This is a genomic window from Roseovarius sp., from assembly GCF_040223625.1.
GTDB lineage: Bacteria > Pseudomonadota > Alphaproteobacteria > Rhodobacterales > Rhodobacteraceae > Roseovarius.
In genome coordinates this window covers 92,490-107,939 of sequence record NZ_JAVKFX010000027.1, presented here as the reverse complement: position 1 = coordinate 107,939, position 15,450 = coordinate 92,490, and the positions used below count along the sequence as shown (strand labels likewise).

Annotated in this window: 14 protein-coding genes; 4 read left to right on the top strand and 10 right to left on the bottom strand. The window is 66.7% G+C overall.

All coding sequences use genetic code 11. The annotated features are described in order from the left end of the window. Nucleotides 1–167: 167 nt before the first annotated feature. The 4 genes from recG to sciP all read right to left on the bottom strand — a co-directional run bounded on the left by recG (nt 168) and on the right by sciP (nt 5,572). Nucleotides 168–2,258, bottom strand: a complete 2,091-nt coding sequence (gene recG, locus RLN94_RS07800) for an ATP-dependent DNA helicase RecG (RefSeq protein ID WP_350126958.1) — start codon at nt 2,256–2,258, stop codon at nt 168–170. Then, nucleotides 2,255–4,375, bottom strand: coding sequence for an NAD-dependent DNA ligase LigA (gene ligA / locus RLN94_RS07795; RefSeq protein ID WP_350126955.1), 2,121 nt, complete (start codon nt 4,373–4,375; stop codon nt 2,255–2,257). Before ligA ends, recG begins: the two co-directional genes overlap by 4 nt. A 96-nt stretch (nt 4,376–4,471) precedes the next feature. Further along, nucleotides 4,472–5,188 carry a response regulator transcription factor CtrA gene (gene ctrA, locus RLN94_RS07790; RefSeq protein ID WP_350081169.1) on the bottom strand — a complete coding sequence of 239 codons (717 nt, stop codon included), beginning with the start codon at nt 5,186–5,188 and terminating at the stop codon, nt 4,472–4,474. A 90-nt stretch (nt 5,189–5,278) separates the two neighbouring features. After that, complete coding sequence (sciP, locus tag RLN94_RS07785; RefSeq protein WP_350081167.1) at nt 5,279–5,572, bottom strand: CtrA inhibitor SciP; 294 nt, start codon at nt 5,570–5,572, stop codon at nt 5,279–5,281. A gap of 122 nt (nt 5,573–5,694) precedes the next feature. Here sciP and mnmA point away from each other — a divergent pair, with 122 nt between their 5' ends. The 4 genes from mnmA to RLN94_RS07765 all read left to right on the top strand — a co-directional run bounded on the left by mnmA (nt 5,695) and on the right by RLN94_RS07765 (nt 9,150). Beyond that, entirely contained in the window at nt 5,695–6,831 is a 1,137-nt protein-coding gene (gene mnmA, locus RLN94_RS07780) for a tRNA 2-thiouridine(34) synthase MnmA (RefSeq protein ID WP_350081165.1), read from the top strand. 110 nt (nt 6,832–6,941) lie between these two features. Next, the gene (locus tag RLN94_RS07775) at nt 6,942–7,427 is read left to right on the top strand and encodes a hypothetical protein (protein WP_350081163.1); all 486 of its coding nucleotides are present in this window, start codon (nt 6,942–6,944) and stop codon (nt 7,425–7,427) included. A gap of 132 nt (nt 7,428–7,559) precedes the next feature. Further along, entirely contained in the window at nt 7,560–8,045 is a 486-nt protein-coding gene (locus RLN94_RS07770; protein WP_350081161.1) for a hypothetical protein, read from the top strand. 85 nt (nt 8,046–8,130) lie between these two features. Then, on the top strand, nt 8,131–9,150 hold the full coding sequence (locus tag RLN94_RS07765) for an ornithine cyclodeaminase family protein (RefSeq protein WP_350081159.1): 1,020 nt from the start codon (nt 8,131–8,133) through the stop codon (nt 9,148–9,150). Here the strand turns inward: RLN94_RS07765 and lpxB are convergent. The 6 genes from lpxB to bamA all read right to left on the bottom strand — a co-directional run bounded on the left by lpxB (nt 9,144) and on the right by bamA (nt 15,359). Next, nucleotides 9,144–10,295 (bottom strand): lipid-A-disaccharide synthase, encoded by a 1,152-nt coding sequence (gene lpxB, locus RLN94_RS07760; RefSeq protein ID WP_350081157.1) that lies wholly within the window; start codon nt 10,293–10,295, stop codon nt 9,144–9,146. The two genes, RLN94_RS07765 and lpxB, sit on opposite strands and share 7 nt — an antisense overlap. After that, nucleotides 10,296–11,102, bottom strand: coding sequence for an LpxI family protein (locus RLN94_RS07755; RefSeq protein ID WP_350081155.1), 807 nt, complete (start codon nt 11,100–11,102; stop codon nt 10,296–10,298). A gap of 2 nt (nt 11,103–11,104) precedes the next feature. Continuing rightward, nucleotides 11,105–11,908, bottom strand: a complete 804-nt coding sequence (gene lpxA, locus RLN94_RS07750) for an acyl-ACP--UDP-N-acetylglucosamine O-acyltransferase (RefSeq protein ID WP_350081153.1) — start codon at nt 11,906–11,908, stop codon at nt 11,105–11,107. A gap of 5 nt (nt 11,909–11,913) precedes the next feature. Then, nucleotides 11,914–12,378: a 3-hydroxyacyl-ACP dehydratase FabZ gene (gene fabZ, locus RLN94_RS07745; RefSeq protein ID WP_350126947.1), complete on the bottom strand. Its 465-nt coding sequence runs from the start codon at nt 12,376–12,378 to the stop codon at nt 11,914–11,916. A gap of 69 nt (nt 12,379–12,447) precedes the next feature. Further along, nucleotides 12,448–13,092 carry an OmpH/Skp family outer membrane protein gene (locus RLN94_RS07740; RefSeq protein ID WP_350081149.1) on the bottom strand — a complete coding sequence of 215 codons (645 nt, stop codon included), beginning with the start codon at nt 13,090–13,092 and terminating at the stop codon, nt 12,448–12,450. A gap of 2 nt (nt 13,093–13,094) precedes the next feature. Continuing rightward, complete coding sequence (gene bamA / locus RLN94_RS07735; protein ID WP_502949392.1) at nt 13,095–15,359, bottom strand: outer membrane protein assembly factor BamA; 2,265 nt, start codon at nt 15,357–15,359, stop codon at nt 13,095–13,097. Nucleotides 15,360–15,450 lie beyond the last annotated feature (91 nt).

Sequence of the window (15,450 nt, the reverse complement as noted above, 5' to 3'; positions counted from 1 at the left end):
GGCTCCTTCGTCCGGTGTGGCTTTGTTGCTTATTTGTTCTCATTTTGGAAAGGGTTTGTAAAGAACTTTGTGAGAACAAAACGGAACGTATGGGGATAATTCAGGTTAACGCCTTGGTAAGGAACAAAAGTTTTTGTTCCACTTCCGTTCCTTCCTGTGGATAAGTTTCAGCCGACGCTGATCAGGCGGATCGCCTGGTCCTGCTCCATCAGCCAGAGGAGGATGCGCGCGGCCTGCCCCCGCTCGCCGGTCAGGTCGGGGTCGTCATTGAGGAGTTTGCGGGCGTCGGACTGGGCCACCGCCATCAGCGCCGCCTGCCCTTCGAGATCGGCGATGCGAAAGCGTGGCAGGCCGGACTGCGCCGTTCCGATCAGGTCGCCCGCGCCGCGCATCTCGAGGTCGGTCTCGGCGATGCGGAAGCCGTCTTCGGTTTCGCGCATGGTGGTGAGGCGCTTCTCGCCCGTCTCGGACAGCGGCGGCTGGTACATGAGCAGGCAGGTCGAGGCGGCCTCGCCCCGGCCGACGCGGCCGCGAAGCTGGTGAAGCTGGGCGAGGCCGAAGCTTTCGGCGCGTTCGATCACCATGATCGAGGCGTTGGGCACGTCGACGCCCACCTCGATCACGGTGGTGGAGACGAGAACGGCGGTGTTGCCGCGCTGGAAGGCGGCCATGGCGGCATCCTTCTCCTCGGGCGGCATCTGGCCGTGGACGAGGCCGACCACGCCCTCGCCAAGTGCCGCGCGGAGGCGTTTGAAACGCTCGCCGGCGCTGGAGAGGTCGATGAGTTCGCTTTCCTCGACCAGCGGGCAGACCCAGTAGGCCTGTCGTCCCTCGGCGATGGCGCGGCGGAGGTGGTCGACCACCTCGTCCATGCGGCCCTGGCTGACGAGCGCGGTGGTGATGGGTTTGCGGCCCGGCGGCTTCTCGTCGAGGATCGAGACATCCATGTCGCCATATTGCGCCAGCGACAGGCTGCGGGGGATGGGCGTGGCGGTCATGACCAGCACGTCGGCCTGGGCGCCCTTGCGGCCAAGCTCGAGCCGCTGGCGGACGCCGAAGCGGTGCTGTTCATCGACGATGGCGAGGCGAAGGTCCTGGAATTCCACATCCTTCTGGAAAACGGCATGGGTGCCCACGAGGATCTGGATGTCGCCCGCCTTGAGGGCGGCGAGCTTGCGGCGGCGTTCCGCCCCCTTGTCGCGGCCGGTGAGGATTTCGATGACGACGCCCGCGGCCTCGGCCAGCGGGGTGAGCCCTTCGAGATGCTGGCGGGCGAGGATTTCGGTGGGGGCCATCATGACCCCCTGCCCGCCCGCCTCGACCGCGATCAGGAGGGCTTTTAGCGCGACGAGGGTCTTGCCGGCGCCGACATCGCCCTGCAGGAGGCGGTTCATCCGCCGGTCCTGCGCCATGTCGGCGGCGATCTCGGCGATGGCGCGGGTCTGGGCGCCGGTGGGGGTGTAGGGCAGCGCGTCGAGCACCTTGGCCTGCAGTTTGCCGGTGCCCACGGTGGCGCGGCCCTTGGTGCGGCGGAGCTTGGCGCGGGCGAGGCCGAGGGTGAGCTGATGGGCCATGAACTCGTCATAGGCGAGGCGTTCGCGGGGGGCGTCGGACGGGCTGAGATCGGCCATGTCCTGTGGCGCGTGGGCGCGGGCGATGGCCTCGTGCCAGCTTGGCCAGCCGGCGCTGGCCTTTTGCGCCGGGTCGATCCATTCGGGCAGTTCGGGCGCGCGGGCGACGGCGGAATGGGCGGCCTTGCCCATGGTTTTCTGGGTGACGCCGGCGGTGAGCGGGTAGACCGGCTCGAAATCGGGGATGGTGCCGGCCTCGTTCGGCGGCAGGATATGGTCGGGGTGGACCATCTGGGCCATGCCGTCGAAGAGCTCGACCTTGCCGGAGACCACGACGCGCTGGCCGGTGGGGAGGATGCGGCGGAGGTATTCGTCGCGGGCGTGGAAGAAGACGAGCTGGAAGGTGGTGGCCGCATCCTCGACGTTGACGCGGTAGGGGCCGCCGCGGCGCTGGGGCGCGCGGTGGTCGCCGACGGTCACCTCGACGGTGACGGTTTCGGGGTAGTTGGCGCCCTGCACCGTCTCGCGGCGGCGGCGGTCGATGCCGGAATAGGGCAGCGTGAAGAGTACGTCGCGGGGGCGTTCTATGTCGATCGCGGCGAGGGCCTTGGCGGATTTGGGGCCGACCCCTTCCAGGGTTTCCAGCTCGGCGAAGAGCGGGAAAAGGATGGGGGGCCGGGTGCTCATGCCTGCCCTACGAGGTCGAGCCAGCCGTCCTCGTCGATGATCTCGACGCCGAGTTCCTCGGCCTTCTTGGCCTTGCTGCCGGCGCCGGGGCCGGCGACGACGAGGTCGGTCTTGGCGGAGACGCTGCCCGAGACCTTGGCGCCGAGGGCCTCGGCGCGGGCCTTGGCCTCGGCCCTTGTCATCTTCTCGAGCGTGCCGGTGAAGACGACGGTCTTTCCGGCGACGGGGCTGTCGGCGGTCTGGGGGCGGGTCGCTTCGGCGACGGTGAGGTGGGCGGTCAGGCGGTCGATGCTCTCGCGTTCGTTTTCCTGCGCGAAGGCGGTGACGAGGGAGCGGGCCATGACCTCGCCCACCCCGTCGATGCCGAGGAGGCGTTCCCATTCGGGGCCGTCGCAATCGGCGGCGCTGTCCATGGCGGCGGTGAAATCGTCCCAATTGCCGTAGAAGCGGGCGATGAGGTTGCTGGCCTGTTCGCCGACATGGCGGATGCCGAGGGCGAAGAGGAGGCGGCCGAAAGGGATGTTGCGTTTTTCTTCAATGGCTTCGAAGAGGTTCTTCGCGCTTTTCTCGCCCCAGCCTTCGCGGTTCTTGAGTTGGCGTGGGCCTGCGCCATAGCGCTCTTCCAGCGTGAAGATGTCGGCGGGTTCCCTGATCCATTCGTCGCGGTAGAATTGCTCGATCTGCTTGGCGCCCAGCCCTTCGATGTCGAAGGCGGCACGGGAGACGAAATGCTTCAGCTTTTCAACCGCTTGCGCCGGGCAGATGAGGCCGCCGGTGCAGCGGCGGACGGCGTCGCCCTCCTCGCGGATGGCCTCGGAGCCGCATTCGGGGCAGGTTTCGGGGAAGGTGTAGGGTTCGGCATCTTCGGGGCGCTTGGAGAGGTCGACATCGGCCACTTTCGGGATGACGTCGCCGGCGCGGTAGACCTGAACCCAGTCGCCTACGCGGATGTCCTTGCCGCCGCGGATCTCGTTGCCCTTGCTGTCGCGGCCGGCGATGTAATCCTCGTTGTGGAGGGTGGCGTTGGAGACGACGACGCCGCCGACGGTGACGGGGGTGAGGCGGGCGACGGGGGAAAGGGCGCCGGTGCGGCCGACCTGGATGTCGATGGATTCGAGGCGTGTCCAGGCCAGTTCGGCGGGGAACTTGTGGGCGATGGCCCAGCGGGGGGTGGTGCTGCGATAGCCGAGGCGGGCTTGCAGGGCGAGGTCGTCGACCTTGTAGACGACGCCGTCGATGTCGTATCCGAGCTCGGCGCGGAGTTGCTCGATCCTGGCGTATTGGGCGAGCATTTCGGTCGGACCGTCGCATAGCTCGGTGAGCGGGTTGGTCTGGAAGCCGAGATCCGCGAGGCGGTTGATGGCGCCCATCTGGGTGTCGGCGAGCGGCTCGCTGACCTCGCCCCAGGCATAGGCGAAGAAGCGCAGGGGCCGGTTGCGGGTGATGGAGGAATCGAGCTGGCGGAGGGAGCCGGCGGCGGCGTTGCGGGGGTTGGCGAATTGCTTGTCGCCCTTCTCGGCCTGCCGGGTGTTGAGGGATTCGAAATCTTCGTGGCTCATGTAGACCTCGCCGCGGATCTCGAGCACGTCGGGGGCGCCTTTCAGGGTGACGGGGATGTCGTCGATGGTGCGGGCGTTGGCGGTGACGTTCTCGCCCACCGCGCCGTCGCCTCGGGTGGCGGCCTGCACGAGCTTGCCGGATTCGTAGCGCAGGGACAGGCTGAGCCCGTCGATCTTGGGCTCGGCGGTGTAGGTGAGTTTCGCGTCGGCCGCGAGGCCGAGATAGCGGCGGATGCGGGTGTCGAACTCGGTGATGTCGGCGTCGTCGAAGGCGTTGGCGAGGCTGAGCATCCGCACCGCGTGGGTGACCTTGGCGAAGGCCTCGGAGGGCGCCGCGCCCACCTGGTCGGAGGGGCTGTCGGCGCGCTTGAGATGGGGGAAACGCGCCTCGATGGCGGCATTGCGCGATTTGAGCGCGTCGTATTCCGCGTCGGTGATCGCGGGGGCGTCTTCGGTGTGATAGGCGGTGTTGGCCTCGGCCAAGCGCTGGGCCAGGTCGGCCAGTTCTTCCGTCGCCTGCGCCTCTGTCAGGTTGTCGACCGCTGGTTTCTGCGCCATCTTGCCCCTCCGCCTGAACGGGGCGCGGCCGGCCTGCCGCGCGCCCCCGGTCTGTCGGTCCAAGTGATAGGGCGCGGCGGCGGGCGCGTCCAGACGTCAGGCGCCGACGGCGAGCGGCCTGTCCCCGTCGGCGGCGGGATCGGGATTGCGGAGCACGTAGCCCCTGCCCCAGACGGTTTCGATATAGTTGGCCCCGCCCGTGGCCTCGGCCAGTTTCTTGCGCAGCTTGCAGATGAACACGTCGATGATCTTCAGCTCGGGCTCGTCCATGCCGCCGTAGAGATGGTTGAGGAACATCTCCTTGGTCAGCGTCGTGCCCTTGCGCAGGCTGAGGAGTTCCAGCATCTGGTATTCCTTGCCGGTGAGGTGCACGGTCTTGCCCTCGACCTCGACCGTCTTGGCGTCGAGATTGACATGGACCTTGCCGGTGCGGATGACCGACTGCGCATGGCCCTTGGAGCGGCGGACGATGGCGTGGATGCGGGCGACCAGCTCCTCGCGGTGGAACGGCTTGGTCAGGTAATCGTCGGCGCCGAAACCGAACCCCTTGATCTTGCTTTCGGTGTCGTCGGCCCCGGTCAGGATCAGGATCGGCGTGTCGACCCGCGCGAGGCGCAACTGCCGCAGCACATCGTGCCCGTCCATGTCGGGCAGGCCGAGATCGAGCAGGATCAGGTCGTAATCGTAGAGCTTGGCGAGATCGATCCCCTCCTCGCCCATGTCGGTGGTGTAGACGTTCAGGTTCGCATGGGTGAGCATCAACTCGATACTCTTGGACGTGGTCGGGTCATCCTCAACCAGTAGCACACGCATGACGGTCTCCGTTCGTTAAACTCTTCCCGACACGAGTAGTGACTAACAATGGTTAACTACAGGTTACCCGGACCGAAATATTATCGGCTGCTACTTTGGGTTGTCGACCGCTTTGTCGCCAGAGGGACGATTTGTCGCTTTCAGGCCGTCGGTGCCATGGGCCGAGAGCGCGGTCAGCCATTCCTGGAATTCCTCGTCGCTGAGCCCGTAGCGTTCGAGCGCCTCCTCGCGTTCGAGCAGGCCGTAGAGCACGCCGCGCACCACCATCAGCTTGCGCGAGGCAACCCAGCGGCTGGTGTCGGGGGGCGGCAGGTCGGCCCGTGTCATCACCGTTCCGTCAGGAAGCTGCACGGCCCTTTTCCCGGCCACTTTCTTCAGATACATCACTCTCACCCTTACCTTTCATGGGCCGGAGTGTTGCCGCAGTCGCTTAACGCGGGGTGAAACCGGGCCTTGAGAGTGTGTTGCATTTTCCTATATTCCGCGGGACCGGACCGGAGAGAGACATGGCGCTCGACACTGAACTGAATTCGCTGGGCCTGCCCAAGGCCCCTGCCGACACGCGCGTCGTCGTGGCGATGTCGGGCGGCGTGGATTCCTCGGTCGTGGCGGCGATGCTGGCCGAGGAAGGCTATGACGTGGTGGGCGTGACGCTGCAGCTTTACGACCACGGCGCGGCGCTGGCCAAGAAGGGCGCGTGCTGTGCGGGGGTGGATATCCACGATGCAAGGCGCGTGGCCGAGGAGATGGGCTTTCCGCATTACGTTCTGGATTACGAGAACATCTTCAAGGACGCCGTGATCGACGAGTTTGCCGACAGCTATCTGGCCGGGGCGACGCCGGTGCCCTGCATCCGCTGCAATGAACGGGTGAAGTTCAAGGACCTGCTGGAGACGGCGAAGGACCTCGACGCCGATTGCATGGCGACGGGGCATTACATCCAGCGCAAGGTGGGCGCCGCGGGGGCGGAGCTGCATTGCGCCGAGGATGCCAACCGCGACCAGAGCTATTTCCTGTTCTCGACCACGCCGGACCAGTTGGAGTACCTGCGCTTCCCGCTGGGGCACCTGCCCTCGAAGGATGCGACGCGGGTGCTGGCGGCAAGGTATGGCCTGGCGGTGGCGGACAAGCCGGACAGCCAGGATATCTGCTTCGTGCCGAACGGAAATTATGCCTCCGTCATCGAGAAGCTGCGGCCGGGCGCGGCCGAGCCCGGGCAGATCGTGCATGTGGATGGCCGGGTTCTGGGCGAGCACGAGGGTGTCATTCACTACACGATCGGGCAGCGCCGGGGGCTTGGTATCGGCGGGCTGTCGGAGCCGCTTTACGTGGTGAAGCTGGATGTGGATGCGAAACAGGTGATCGTCGGGCCGAAGGAGCTGCTGGCGACCCGGGTTGTGCCGGTGCGCGAGATCAACTGGCTGGGCGACGAGGCGTTCACCTCGAAGGAAGAATGGCACGTGTCGGTCAAGGTGCGGTCGACCCGGCCGCCGCGGGAGGCGATCATCCGGCCTATCTCGGAGACGGAGGCGGAGGTGGAGCTGCTCACGGCCGAGGAAGGCGTGTCGCCCGGTCAGGCCTGCGTGTTCTACGAAACGGGCGGCAGCCGGATTCTCGGCGGCGGGTGGATCTGGCGGGGGTAACAGGGTTCCGTTACGTCAGTCGAGCCGGAGGGGCCGCCGCGCTTGCCGGACGTGAAGGACAGCTTATAAGGGAATGTATCAACAAGATACTTTCCCAAAAGGTGTTTCCTGTGCGTATCAGATTGCTCTCCTCCCTGCCCTTCGTTCTAGTTCTGGCGGCCTGTGGCGCCGATATATCTTCGGAACCGGTCAAGTTCGCCGTGAAGCCCGGCGTCGACCCGGCGTTCATCGCCACCACCGTGACCAAGCCCTTCCGGGCGCAGGTTGTCGATGAGAATGGCAGCCATATCCGGCAGGAAGACGGGGTGACCTGCGTGCTGGAATCGAAGGAATTGAAGGCGACGCTGGTGACGCCGGCGAAGGTGGAGTTTCCGATCACGCGCGGGCGCCCCTCGCCGATGCAGATGAGATGCCTGAGCGAGGACTACATGGCCGAAGGGGTGATGCATCCTGGCTTGAGCGGCACGATCGTGGTGGGCCCGTCGCTGGTCGGGGTTGCCGCGGCGGTGGTGTCGGCCGGGGTGGCGCATGCGCAGGACCGGTGGGGCTATGCCAATGAAACGGTCTGGGTGACGTTGCAGGAGCGCGGCGAGTAGGCCCTGGGCGAGCCTGTGTTTCGCATGGGCAACGGTGGATAGGCGGACCGGGGCGCTCACGCCGCGCCAATGGCGCGCACGGGCGCATGGCCCTAGCATGGCGCCAGACCCCCGGTAGGATGGAGCTGTCCCTTGACCCATGTCCCCGCGCGTTTCGCAACCTGCCTTGCGCTGTTGGCCCTTGCGGGCTGTGGCGGCGGGCTTTCCTCCGGCGCGACAGAGATATCGCCGCGGGATGCGGCGTTTTCGGCCCGAATCGACGATACCGTGCGGTTCGCCGTCAGGACCCGGGTGACGGAGGGGGGCGCCAGCCGCGAGGTTCGGGGGCTGACCTGTCAGTTGAGCTCGGACCAGTTGAGCGCGACGGTGGTGACGCCGGGCAAGGTGGCGTTTCCGACGGTGCGCGGCCGGCCCTCGCCCCTTCGGATTACCTGTTCGGACGACGCCTTCAGCGGCACGACCGTCCTGCAGCCGGGGGTGACGGACCTGAAGATTGCTGCCCCCTACGTGCCGGGCATGTCCTCGGCGGCGTTGAAGGCGGGCGTGAAAAACCCCGCAACGCTCTGGGTTTATACCAAGGGGCCGGTCTGGGTGAGTGTCAGGCGGACGGACGGTTAGCGACAGGGCTGCGATTTCCGGGTTGCCGTGCGGGGCGGGCGCTGCCAGTGTCCTTTTGTCCATACATAACAAGAGGCCCTGCCCCATGTCCACGCCCGCCGATACGCCGCCCGTCTACCTCGACTACCTGAACCGTTTCGATATCGACGCGCTGGGGTTCACCGACGGGGAGATCCTGTCGGCGATCGAGGATTCGCTGAGGATGCAGGGCAAGGGCGAGACGGCGATCGAGCCGCGGATGCATATCCGGCCGCGCGCCGGGGTCGAGGGGCATTTCAACGTGCTGCGCGGCTGGATCGGCGGCGAGATCGACAGCGCCGGCACCAAGGTGGTGGGCGATTTCGTCGATAACTACAAGTCGGGGCGGCCCTCGGAGTATGGGCTGCTGACGCTGTTCGATCCGCGGATGGGGGCGCCCAAGGCGCTGATCGACGCGACGGGGATTACCGAGATGCGCACGGGCGCGATCACCGCGCTGGGGGCGAAGTACCTGGCGCCGGAGAAGCCGAAGGTGCTGGGCCATATCGGGGCGCGGGGGACGGCCTATTGGAACGTGCGGCTTCTGTGCCACCTTTTCGATTTCGAGGAGGTGCGTGTGCATTCGCGGCGGCCGGAGAGCCGGGAGGCGTTCGCGGAGCAGTTGCGGCGTGACCTCGGGCGGGAGATTACGGTAACGGAGGACTGGAAGTCCTGCCTGCAAGATGCTGATATCGTTGTGGAAGCGTCGAGGTTGTCTGAGCCGCAGCCGCTTTTGAAGACCGACTGGATCAAGCCCGGTGCGCTGGTTGTTCCTTACGGCACGATGTCGGCGGTGGAGCTGAACCTGACGGATATCATGGACAAGGTGGTGATGGATGACTGGGGCCAGGCGCATGGGGTGTTCGGCGCGCTGAGGGAGCATGTGGATCAGGGCAAGCTGACCGAGGAGACGCTGCATGCGGAACTGGGGCAGATCGTGGCCGGGGTGAAGCCGGGGCGCGAAAGCGCCAAGGAGACGATCCTGTTCTGGCACCGGGGGCTGTCGCTGTCGGATATCGCGTTGGGCCATGCGATGCTGGCGAAGGCGACGGAGATGGGCGTGGGGCAGCGGTTGCGCTTCTACTGAAGGTGTTTCAGCACGGCCTTCGCGGCGCGGAGGCCGGGGGCTTCGCCGCCCTTGCCGAGGCGGTCCATGGTGAGTTGCATGGCGTCCGGCTGATCGCCGGGATCGTCGAGCAATTCCAATAGCTTGGGGGCGATGAGCTCAGGTCGGCAATCGGCGCCGTTGAGTTCGGGCACGGCGCGGGTTTCGCTGACGAGGTTCACGAGCGTGAGCGTGTCGATCCGGAGCATGTGTTGCAGGATCATGCGGCTTACGGGGTGCACGTCGTAGGCGATGAGCATCGGCGTGGCGGCGGCGGCCAGTTCGAGCGAGACGGTGCCGGAGGCCGCGAGCGCCCGGTCGGCGGCGCCGAAAGCGGCCGCCTTTTCAATGGCATAGACCTTGGGGCTGCGGTTGTCGGGGGCGACGATGACGGGCTGTCCGGGCCAGTTGGCGGTCAGTTCGCGAACCTGTGCTGCGCGGGCCTCGGTGGCGGGGATGACGAGGCGCAATTCGGGGCGGGCGCGGCAGACCTCTTTGAGGGCTTGGCCGAAGATGGGCGTGAGCTGTGCCACTTCGGAGCGGCGCGAGCCGGGCAGGACCATGAGCAGCGGCGCGTCGCCGATGCCGCGGCTTTCGCGGAAGGCGGCGATCTGCTTTGGCGTGGCCTGTGGTTCGCTCACGACCGGGTGGCCGACGAAATCGCAGGCCATTCCGGCGGCTTCCATGTAGGGCGGCTCGAACGGGAGAAGGGCCAGCACCTGGTCGATATGGGAGGCCATGCGCTCGGCGCGTTTGGGGCGCCAGGCCCAGACAGAGGGGGCCACGTAATGCACTGTTCTGATGTTGCTTTTCGCCTTCACGATCTTCGTGACGCGGAGGCAGAAATCGGGGCTGTCGATGGTGATCAGCACGTCCGGCTGCGCGGCCAGCACGGCGTTGGCGGCCTCGTGCAGGCGGCGGCGGAGATGGGGGTATTGGTTGAGCACCTCGACCAGCCCGTGCACGCTGAGATCGTCCATCGGGAAGATCGAGGAGAGGCCTTCGGCCTCCATCATCGGGCCGCCGATGCCTTCGAACTCGACATCGGCAAGCTGGTTCAGCCCGGCCATGAGGGCGGCGCCGAGCCGGTCGCCCGAGGCTTCGCCGGCGATCAGGAAGATGCGCATCTAAAGCTCTGACGCGACAAGGAAAAGGCCCTTGTCGCGCGCGGCCTGAAGGGTGGTTTCGCGGTCGAGGATTATGACCTTGCCAGCCTCGATCACGAGCCCCGCGAGGCCCGCACGCGCCACGGCGTCGATGGTGCGGGGGCCGATGGTGGGCATGTCGATGCGGAGGTCCTGGCCGGACTTGGCGGCCTTGACCAGCACGCCGGGGTGGTCACGGCGGAACTCGGGCGGGGTGGCGGCCACGAAGTCGAGCAGCGCGTCGGTGCCCTGCACGGTTTCGATGCCGAGGCACTGGCCGCCGGCGACGACACAGGCCTGGCCGAGGTCGAGGGGGGCGAGGCCGCGCAAGATCTCGATGGCGCGGGTGATGTCGGACCGTGTGGCATCGTCGGGTTCGGTGCCCGCGTGGAGGCCGGGATCGGCGGTGAGCGCGGGCAGGACCTGATGCGCGCCGACGACCGAAAAGCCCTGTTCCTCGAAGATGGCGATGACGGTCCGCAAGAGGCGGTCATCGCCCATTTGCAGCGCGGCCATCAGGCGGGGGGCGAGCGCGGCCATCTCGGCATCGAAGGCCGAGGGGTCGAGCGCGGGGCGCACGAGGGAGCCCGCGAAGACCATGCGGTCGATGCCCGCCTCCTTCATGGCCGAGAAGAGCGTGCCGATCTTCTCGAGCCGGTGGCGTTCCGACCGGGCCTCGAGCTCGCTGGGGATGCCCTCGAGCGTGATGACCATGGCGTCGGGGTTGGCGCGGGCAATGGCCACGGGCAGCGCGCCGGCGCAGGCGAGGATCGCAAGCTTTCCGGGCATGGTCAGATCGAGCCCGGGGTGAGGAAGGAGCGGTCGGAACCGGCGGTGATGAAGTTGACGATCTGGCGGACGTAGTCGCTTTCGGTCTCCTCACCCAGCCGGCGGGCGCGTTCCTGGAAGCTGCCCTCGCCCTGGGCCAGCATCTGGAAGGCGGCGCGCAGCGCGGTGATGTCGGAGCGGGCCACGCCGCGGCGCTTGAGGCCGACGAGGTTGAGCCCGTCGAGCTCGCCCCTCGGGGCCTGCACGAGGCCGTGGGGGATCACGTCGTTGGTGACCATGGTGACGGCGCCGATGATGGCCCCCTGCCCGATGCGCACCCATTGGTGGACGCCGGAGAGGCCGCCGATGATCACGTCATCCTCGATGACGCAATGGCCGGCCAGCGCGGCGTTGTTGACGATGATGACGCGGTTGCCGACCTTGACGTCATGGGCGACGTGGCAGCCCGCCATGAAGAGCCCGTCATCGCCGACGCGGGTCATGCCGCCGCCGCCCTCGGTGCCGGTGTTCATGGTGACGTGTTCGCGGATGCGGTTGCGGGCGCCGATCACCAGTTTGGTCTTTTCGCCGCGGAACTTGAGATCCTGCGGGATCTCGCCGATGCAGGCGAAGGGGAAGAGCGTGCAATCCTCGCCGATCTCGGTGTCGCCGCTGATGACCACGTGGCTTTTCAGCGTGACGCCGTCGCCGAGTTTCGCATCCGGCCCGACATGGCAGAAGGGGCCGATCTGCACCCCCTGCCCCAGCTGAGCGCCGGGTTCGACGACCGCGCTGGGATGGATATCGGTTTCGCCGCGCTCGCTCATGCCGGTCACTCCTTGGGCATGTCGACCATGGCGGTGAACTCGGCCTCGCAGGCCATGTCCCCCTCGACCGTGGCCACGCCGCGGAACTTCCAGACCTTGCCGCCGGGGCGGCCGCGCAGGGTTTCGATGTCGAGCGCCAGCACGTCGCCGGGTTCGACCATGCGGCGGAACTTGCAGCTTTCGATCGACATGAAATAGATCAGGACGTTCTTGTCCTGCAGCCCGAGATGGGCGCCGACCATGACGGCGGCAGTCTGGGCCATCGCCTCGACCATGGTGACGCCGGGCATGATGGGCTTTTGCGGGAAGTGGCCCTGGAAATGGGGCTCGTTCATGGTGACGTTCTTGATGCCGCGGGCCGACTGGTAGCCGTTCATGTCGACGACGCGGTCGACCAGCAGGAACGGGTAGCGATGGGGAATCAGCCGCTGGATCATGTTGATATCCGCGGTCTTCAGCGGCTCTGTCATCGTCGGTCCTTTCGGTAAGTCGCGTGCGGGTTCCCTACCAAGCGGGGCCGGGCTGGGCAAGCGCGGGGGTTAGTCGCCGTCGGTGGTGCCGGGATCGGTGACGGGATCGGGGCCAGTCTCGGTGACGGGATCGGCCGGCGCCGGGGCGGTGCCGGTATCGCCCTCGGCTTCGGGCAGGCTGTCGCCCAGGGCCGCGTCGATGCGGGTGATGGCGGTGCCGGTGACGTCGACCGCGTCGGTGCGGAAGAGCACGGTGCGGGCGTCGAGCACCACGGTGCCGCCGGCCTCGCGCATGACCTCGGAGAGCACCGGTTCGACGGCGCGGAGGAACTGGATCGGCAGGCGCTCGCGGTCGCGTTCGAGGTCGACCACGCGGCGTTCGCTGTCGCGGCGGATCTCCTGCACCTTGGCGTCGAAGGCGTCGGCCATGTCGCGGAATTCCTCGGGCGAGGTTTCGGCGCGCAGCTCGGTCAGGCGCTTCTCCTCGGCCTCGAGCTCGGCCTCGAGCCGGCGGTTGCGCGAGGCGAGCTTTTCCCGTTCGGCCTGGTGGTCGGCGACCATGCGCTGGCCCAGCTCGGTCTGCTCGAACAGGCGCTCGGGGTCGAGGACGAGGATTTCGCTGCGGATGATCCCGAGGTCCTGCGCCCCGGCCCGTGGCAGGCCAAGGCAGATCAGAGCAACCGCCGCAACAGCAAGGCCGCGCAGGCAGGTCAAGTTCAGAAGTCCGTTCTGACCGAGAAGTCGAACTGGCGCTCGATGTCGCCCGGCTCTTTCTGGAGGGCCTTGGAGAAGTCCATCCGGATCGGGCCGAAGGGCGATTCCCAGAACAGCGAGAGGCCGATCACGTGGCGCGCCTCGAAGCCGACCGACTGGGCCACGGGGGGCACGACGGTGTCGACGTTCCAGATCGAGCCGACGTCGTAGAAGGCGCCGCCGGTGATGCCGAACTCGGCCGGCAGGCCCAGCGGGAACTCCGCCTCGAACTTGGCCGCAGCGAAGAGGTTGCCGCCCAGGTGTTCGCCGGACTGGATGGGGCCCATGCCGTTGGGCTCGAAGCCGCGGATGACCTTCTGGGTGAACCGGTCGACGGCGCGGCCGCGGGTGCCGCCCATGAAGTCGATCGAGCCGGCCTCGAAGATGCCGCGCAGGGTGACTTCCTCGTTCAGGACGCGGGTTTCACCGACCACGCGCAGGGTCGATTTCAGGTATTCCTGGTCGCCGCCGAGCCCGGCATATTCCAGCCCGGTGTCGATCAGGACACCGGCGTTGGGGTTGAGGCCGGTGTCGCGGCTGTCGAACACGTAGCGGTAGCCGATGGCGCTGGCGAACTGGCCGCCGAGGGCCGCCTCGGCTGCAAGGGTCGGCGAGGCGCCGGTGTAGTTGCCGAGGTCGGAATAGGCAGCGCTGTAGTAGAGCGTCAGCCTGGAGCGTTCGGCCAGCGGGAAGGTGATGCCGGGCCGGAAGTTGGCATAGGTCGTGTCGTAGAGGCTGTTGTCGCCGTCGGTCTCGACATAGGCGGACGAGAAGGAGAAGGCGACATCGCGGCCGAGGAAGGCCGGTTCGACGAAGTTGATCGAGTAGTTTGAGCGGTCGCCCGAGAGCGCGACGGTGGCCGCCAGGGTCTGTCCCCGGCCGAGGAAGTTGCGCTCGCGGAAGCCGACCGAGATGCCGAGACCGGCATCGGTGGAGTAGCTGCCGCCGAAGGTGAGCGAGCCGGTGGTGGTTTCCTCGACATCGACATCGACGACGACCTGGTCGGGGCGCGAGCCTTCGCGGGCGTTCACCTCGGCATCGCTGAAATAGCCGAGGGCGCGGATGCGTTCGGCGCTTTCGCGGATTTCGCGCGGGTTGAACGGGTCGCCCTCGACGGTGTCGAACTGGCGCCGGATCACGCGGTCGAGCGTGGTGGTGTTGCCCTCGATGTCGATGCGTTCGACGAAGACGCGGGGGCCGCGGACGAGCCGGAATTCGACATCGAGCGTGAGCGCGCGGTCGTTGCGGGTGATGTTCGGCTCGACGCGCAGGAAGTCGATGCCCTTCTTGATGGCGAGCCGTTCCATCCGGGCGATGGAGTTCTCGACCAGCGTGGGCGAATAGACGACGCCCGGCTTGATCTTCAGCACGTTCTGGAACTCGGCCGAGTTGGCCTCGGGGATCTCGCTGGTGGTGGTGATCCGGCCGAAGCGGAACTGCTGCCCTTCCTGGATGTTGAAGGTGACGAAATAGCCGTCACGCTCGCGCGCCAGCTCGGCATTGGTGCCGGTGACGCGGAAATCGACATAGCCGCGCGACTGGTAGAAATCGGTCAGGACCTGTTCGTCGAATTGCAGGCGGTTCTCGACGAAGGTGTCGTTGGAGATGATGGCCCGCAACAGACCGGCCTGCTTGCTGCCGACGACGCGGCGCAGGCGGCGGTCGGAATAGACCTTGTTGCCGACGAAGCTGACGCGCTGGATTTCGATGCCCTTGCCCTCGAAGATCTCGAAGACGAGGTCGACGCGGTTGTCGCTGCGGCGGATGATCTTGGGGGTGACGCGGGCCGCCACGCGGCCGTTCTCGACATAGGCCTGCGAGATGTTGGAGGCGTCACGCTCGGCCTGGCTGGGACTGAAGACCTGACGCGATTTGCTCTGGACGATGCTGGTCAGGTTCTCGTCCTTGATCTTGCGGTTGCCCTCGAAGGCGATCTTGTTGATCGTCGGGTATTCGCGAACCTTGATGACCAGCGTGCTGCCACGCGGCTCGATCTCGACGGTTTCGAAGAGGCCGCTGTCGACGATGCGCTGGTAGGCTTCGTTGAGTTGTCCGGCCGAGACCGTCTGGCCGCGGGAGATGCCCGCATAGGTCAGGATGGTGCCCGGTTCGATGCGCTGGTTGCCCTCGATCGACACGGAGGTGAATCGGTAGGTCTGAGCGGAGGCGTCCTCCGGAGCGGCGAAGCTGGCCAGCACGATCGCGAAAACGATCAGGCCCCGTGCCACGAAACTCTTAAGGGAAAAGCGTGCTTGGCGCACGTCTCGCCACGCATTCAAGACATTCATTTGCAAACCCAGTCAGACATCCCAGTATAGG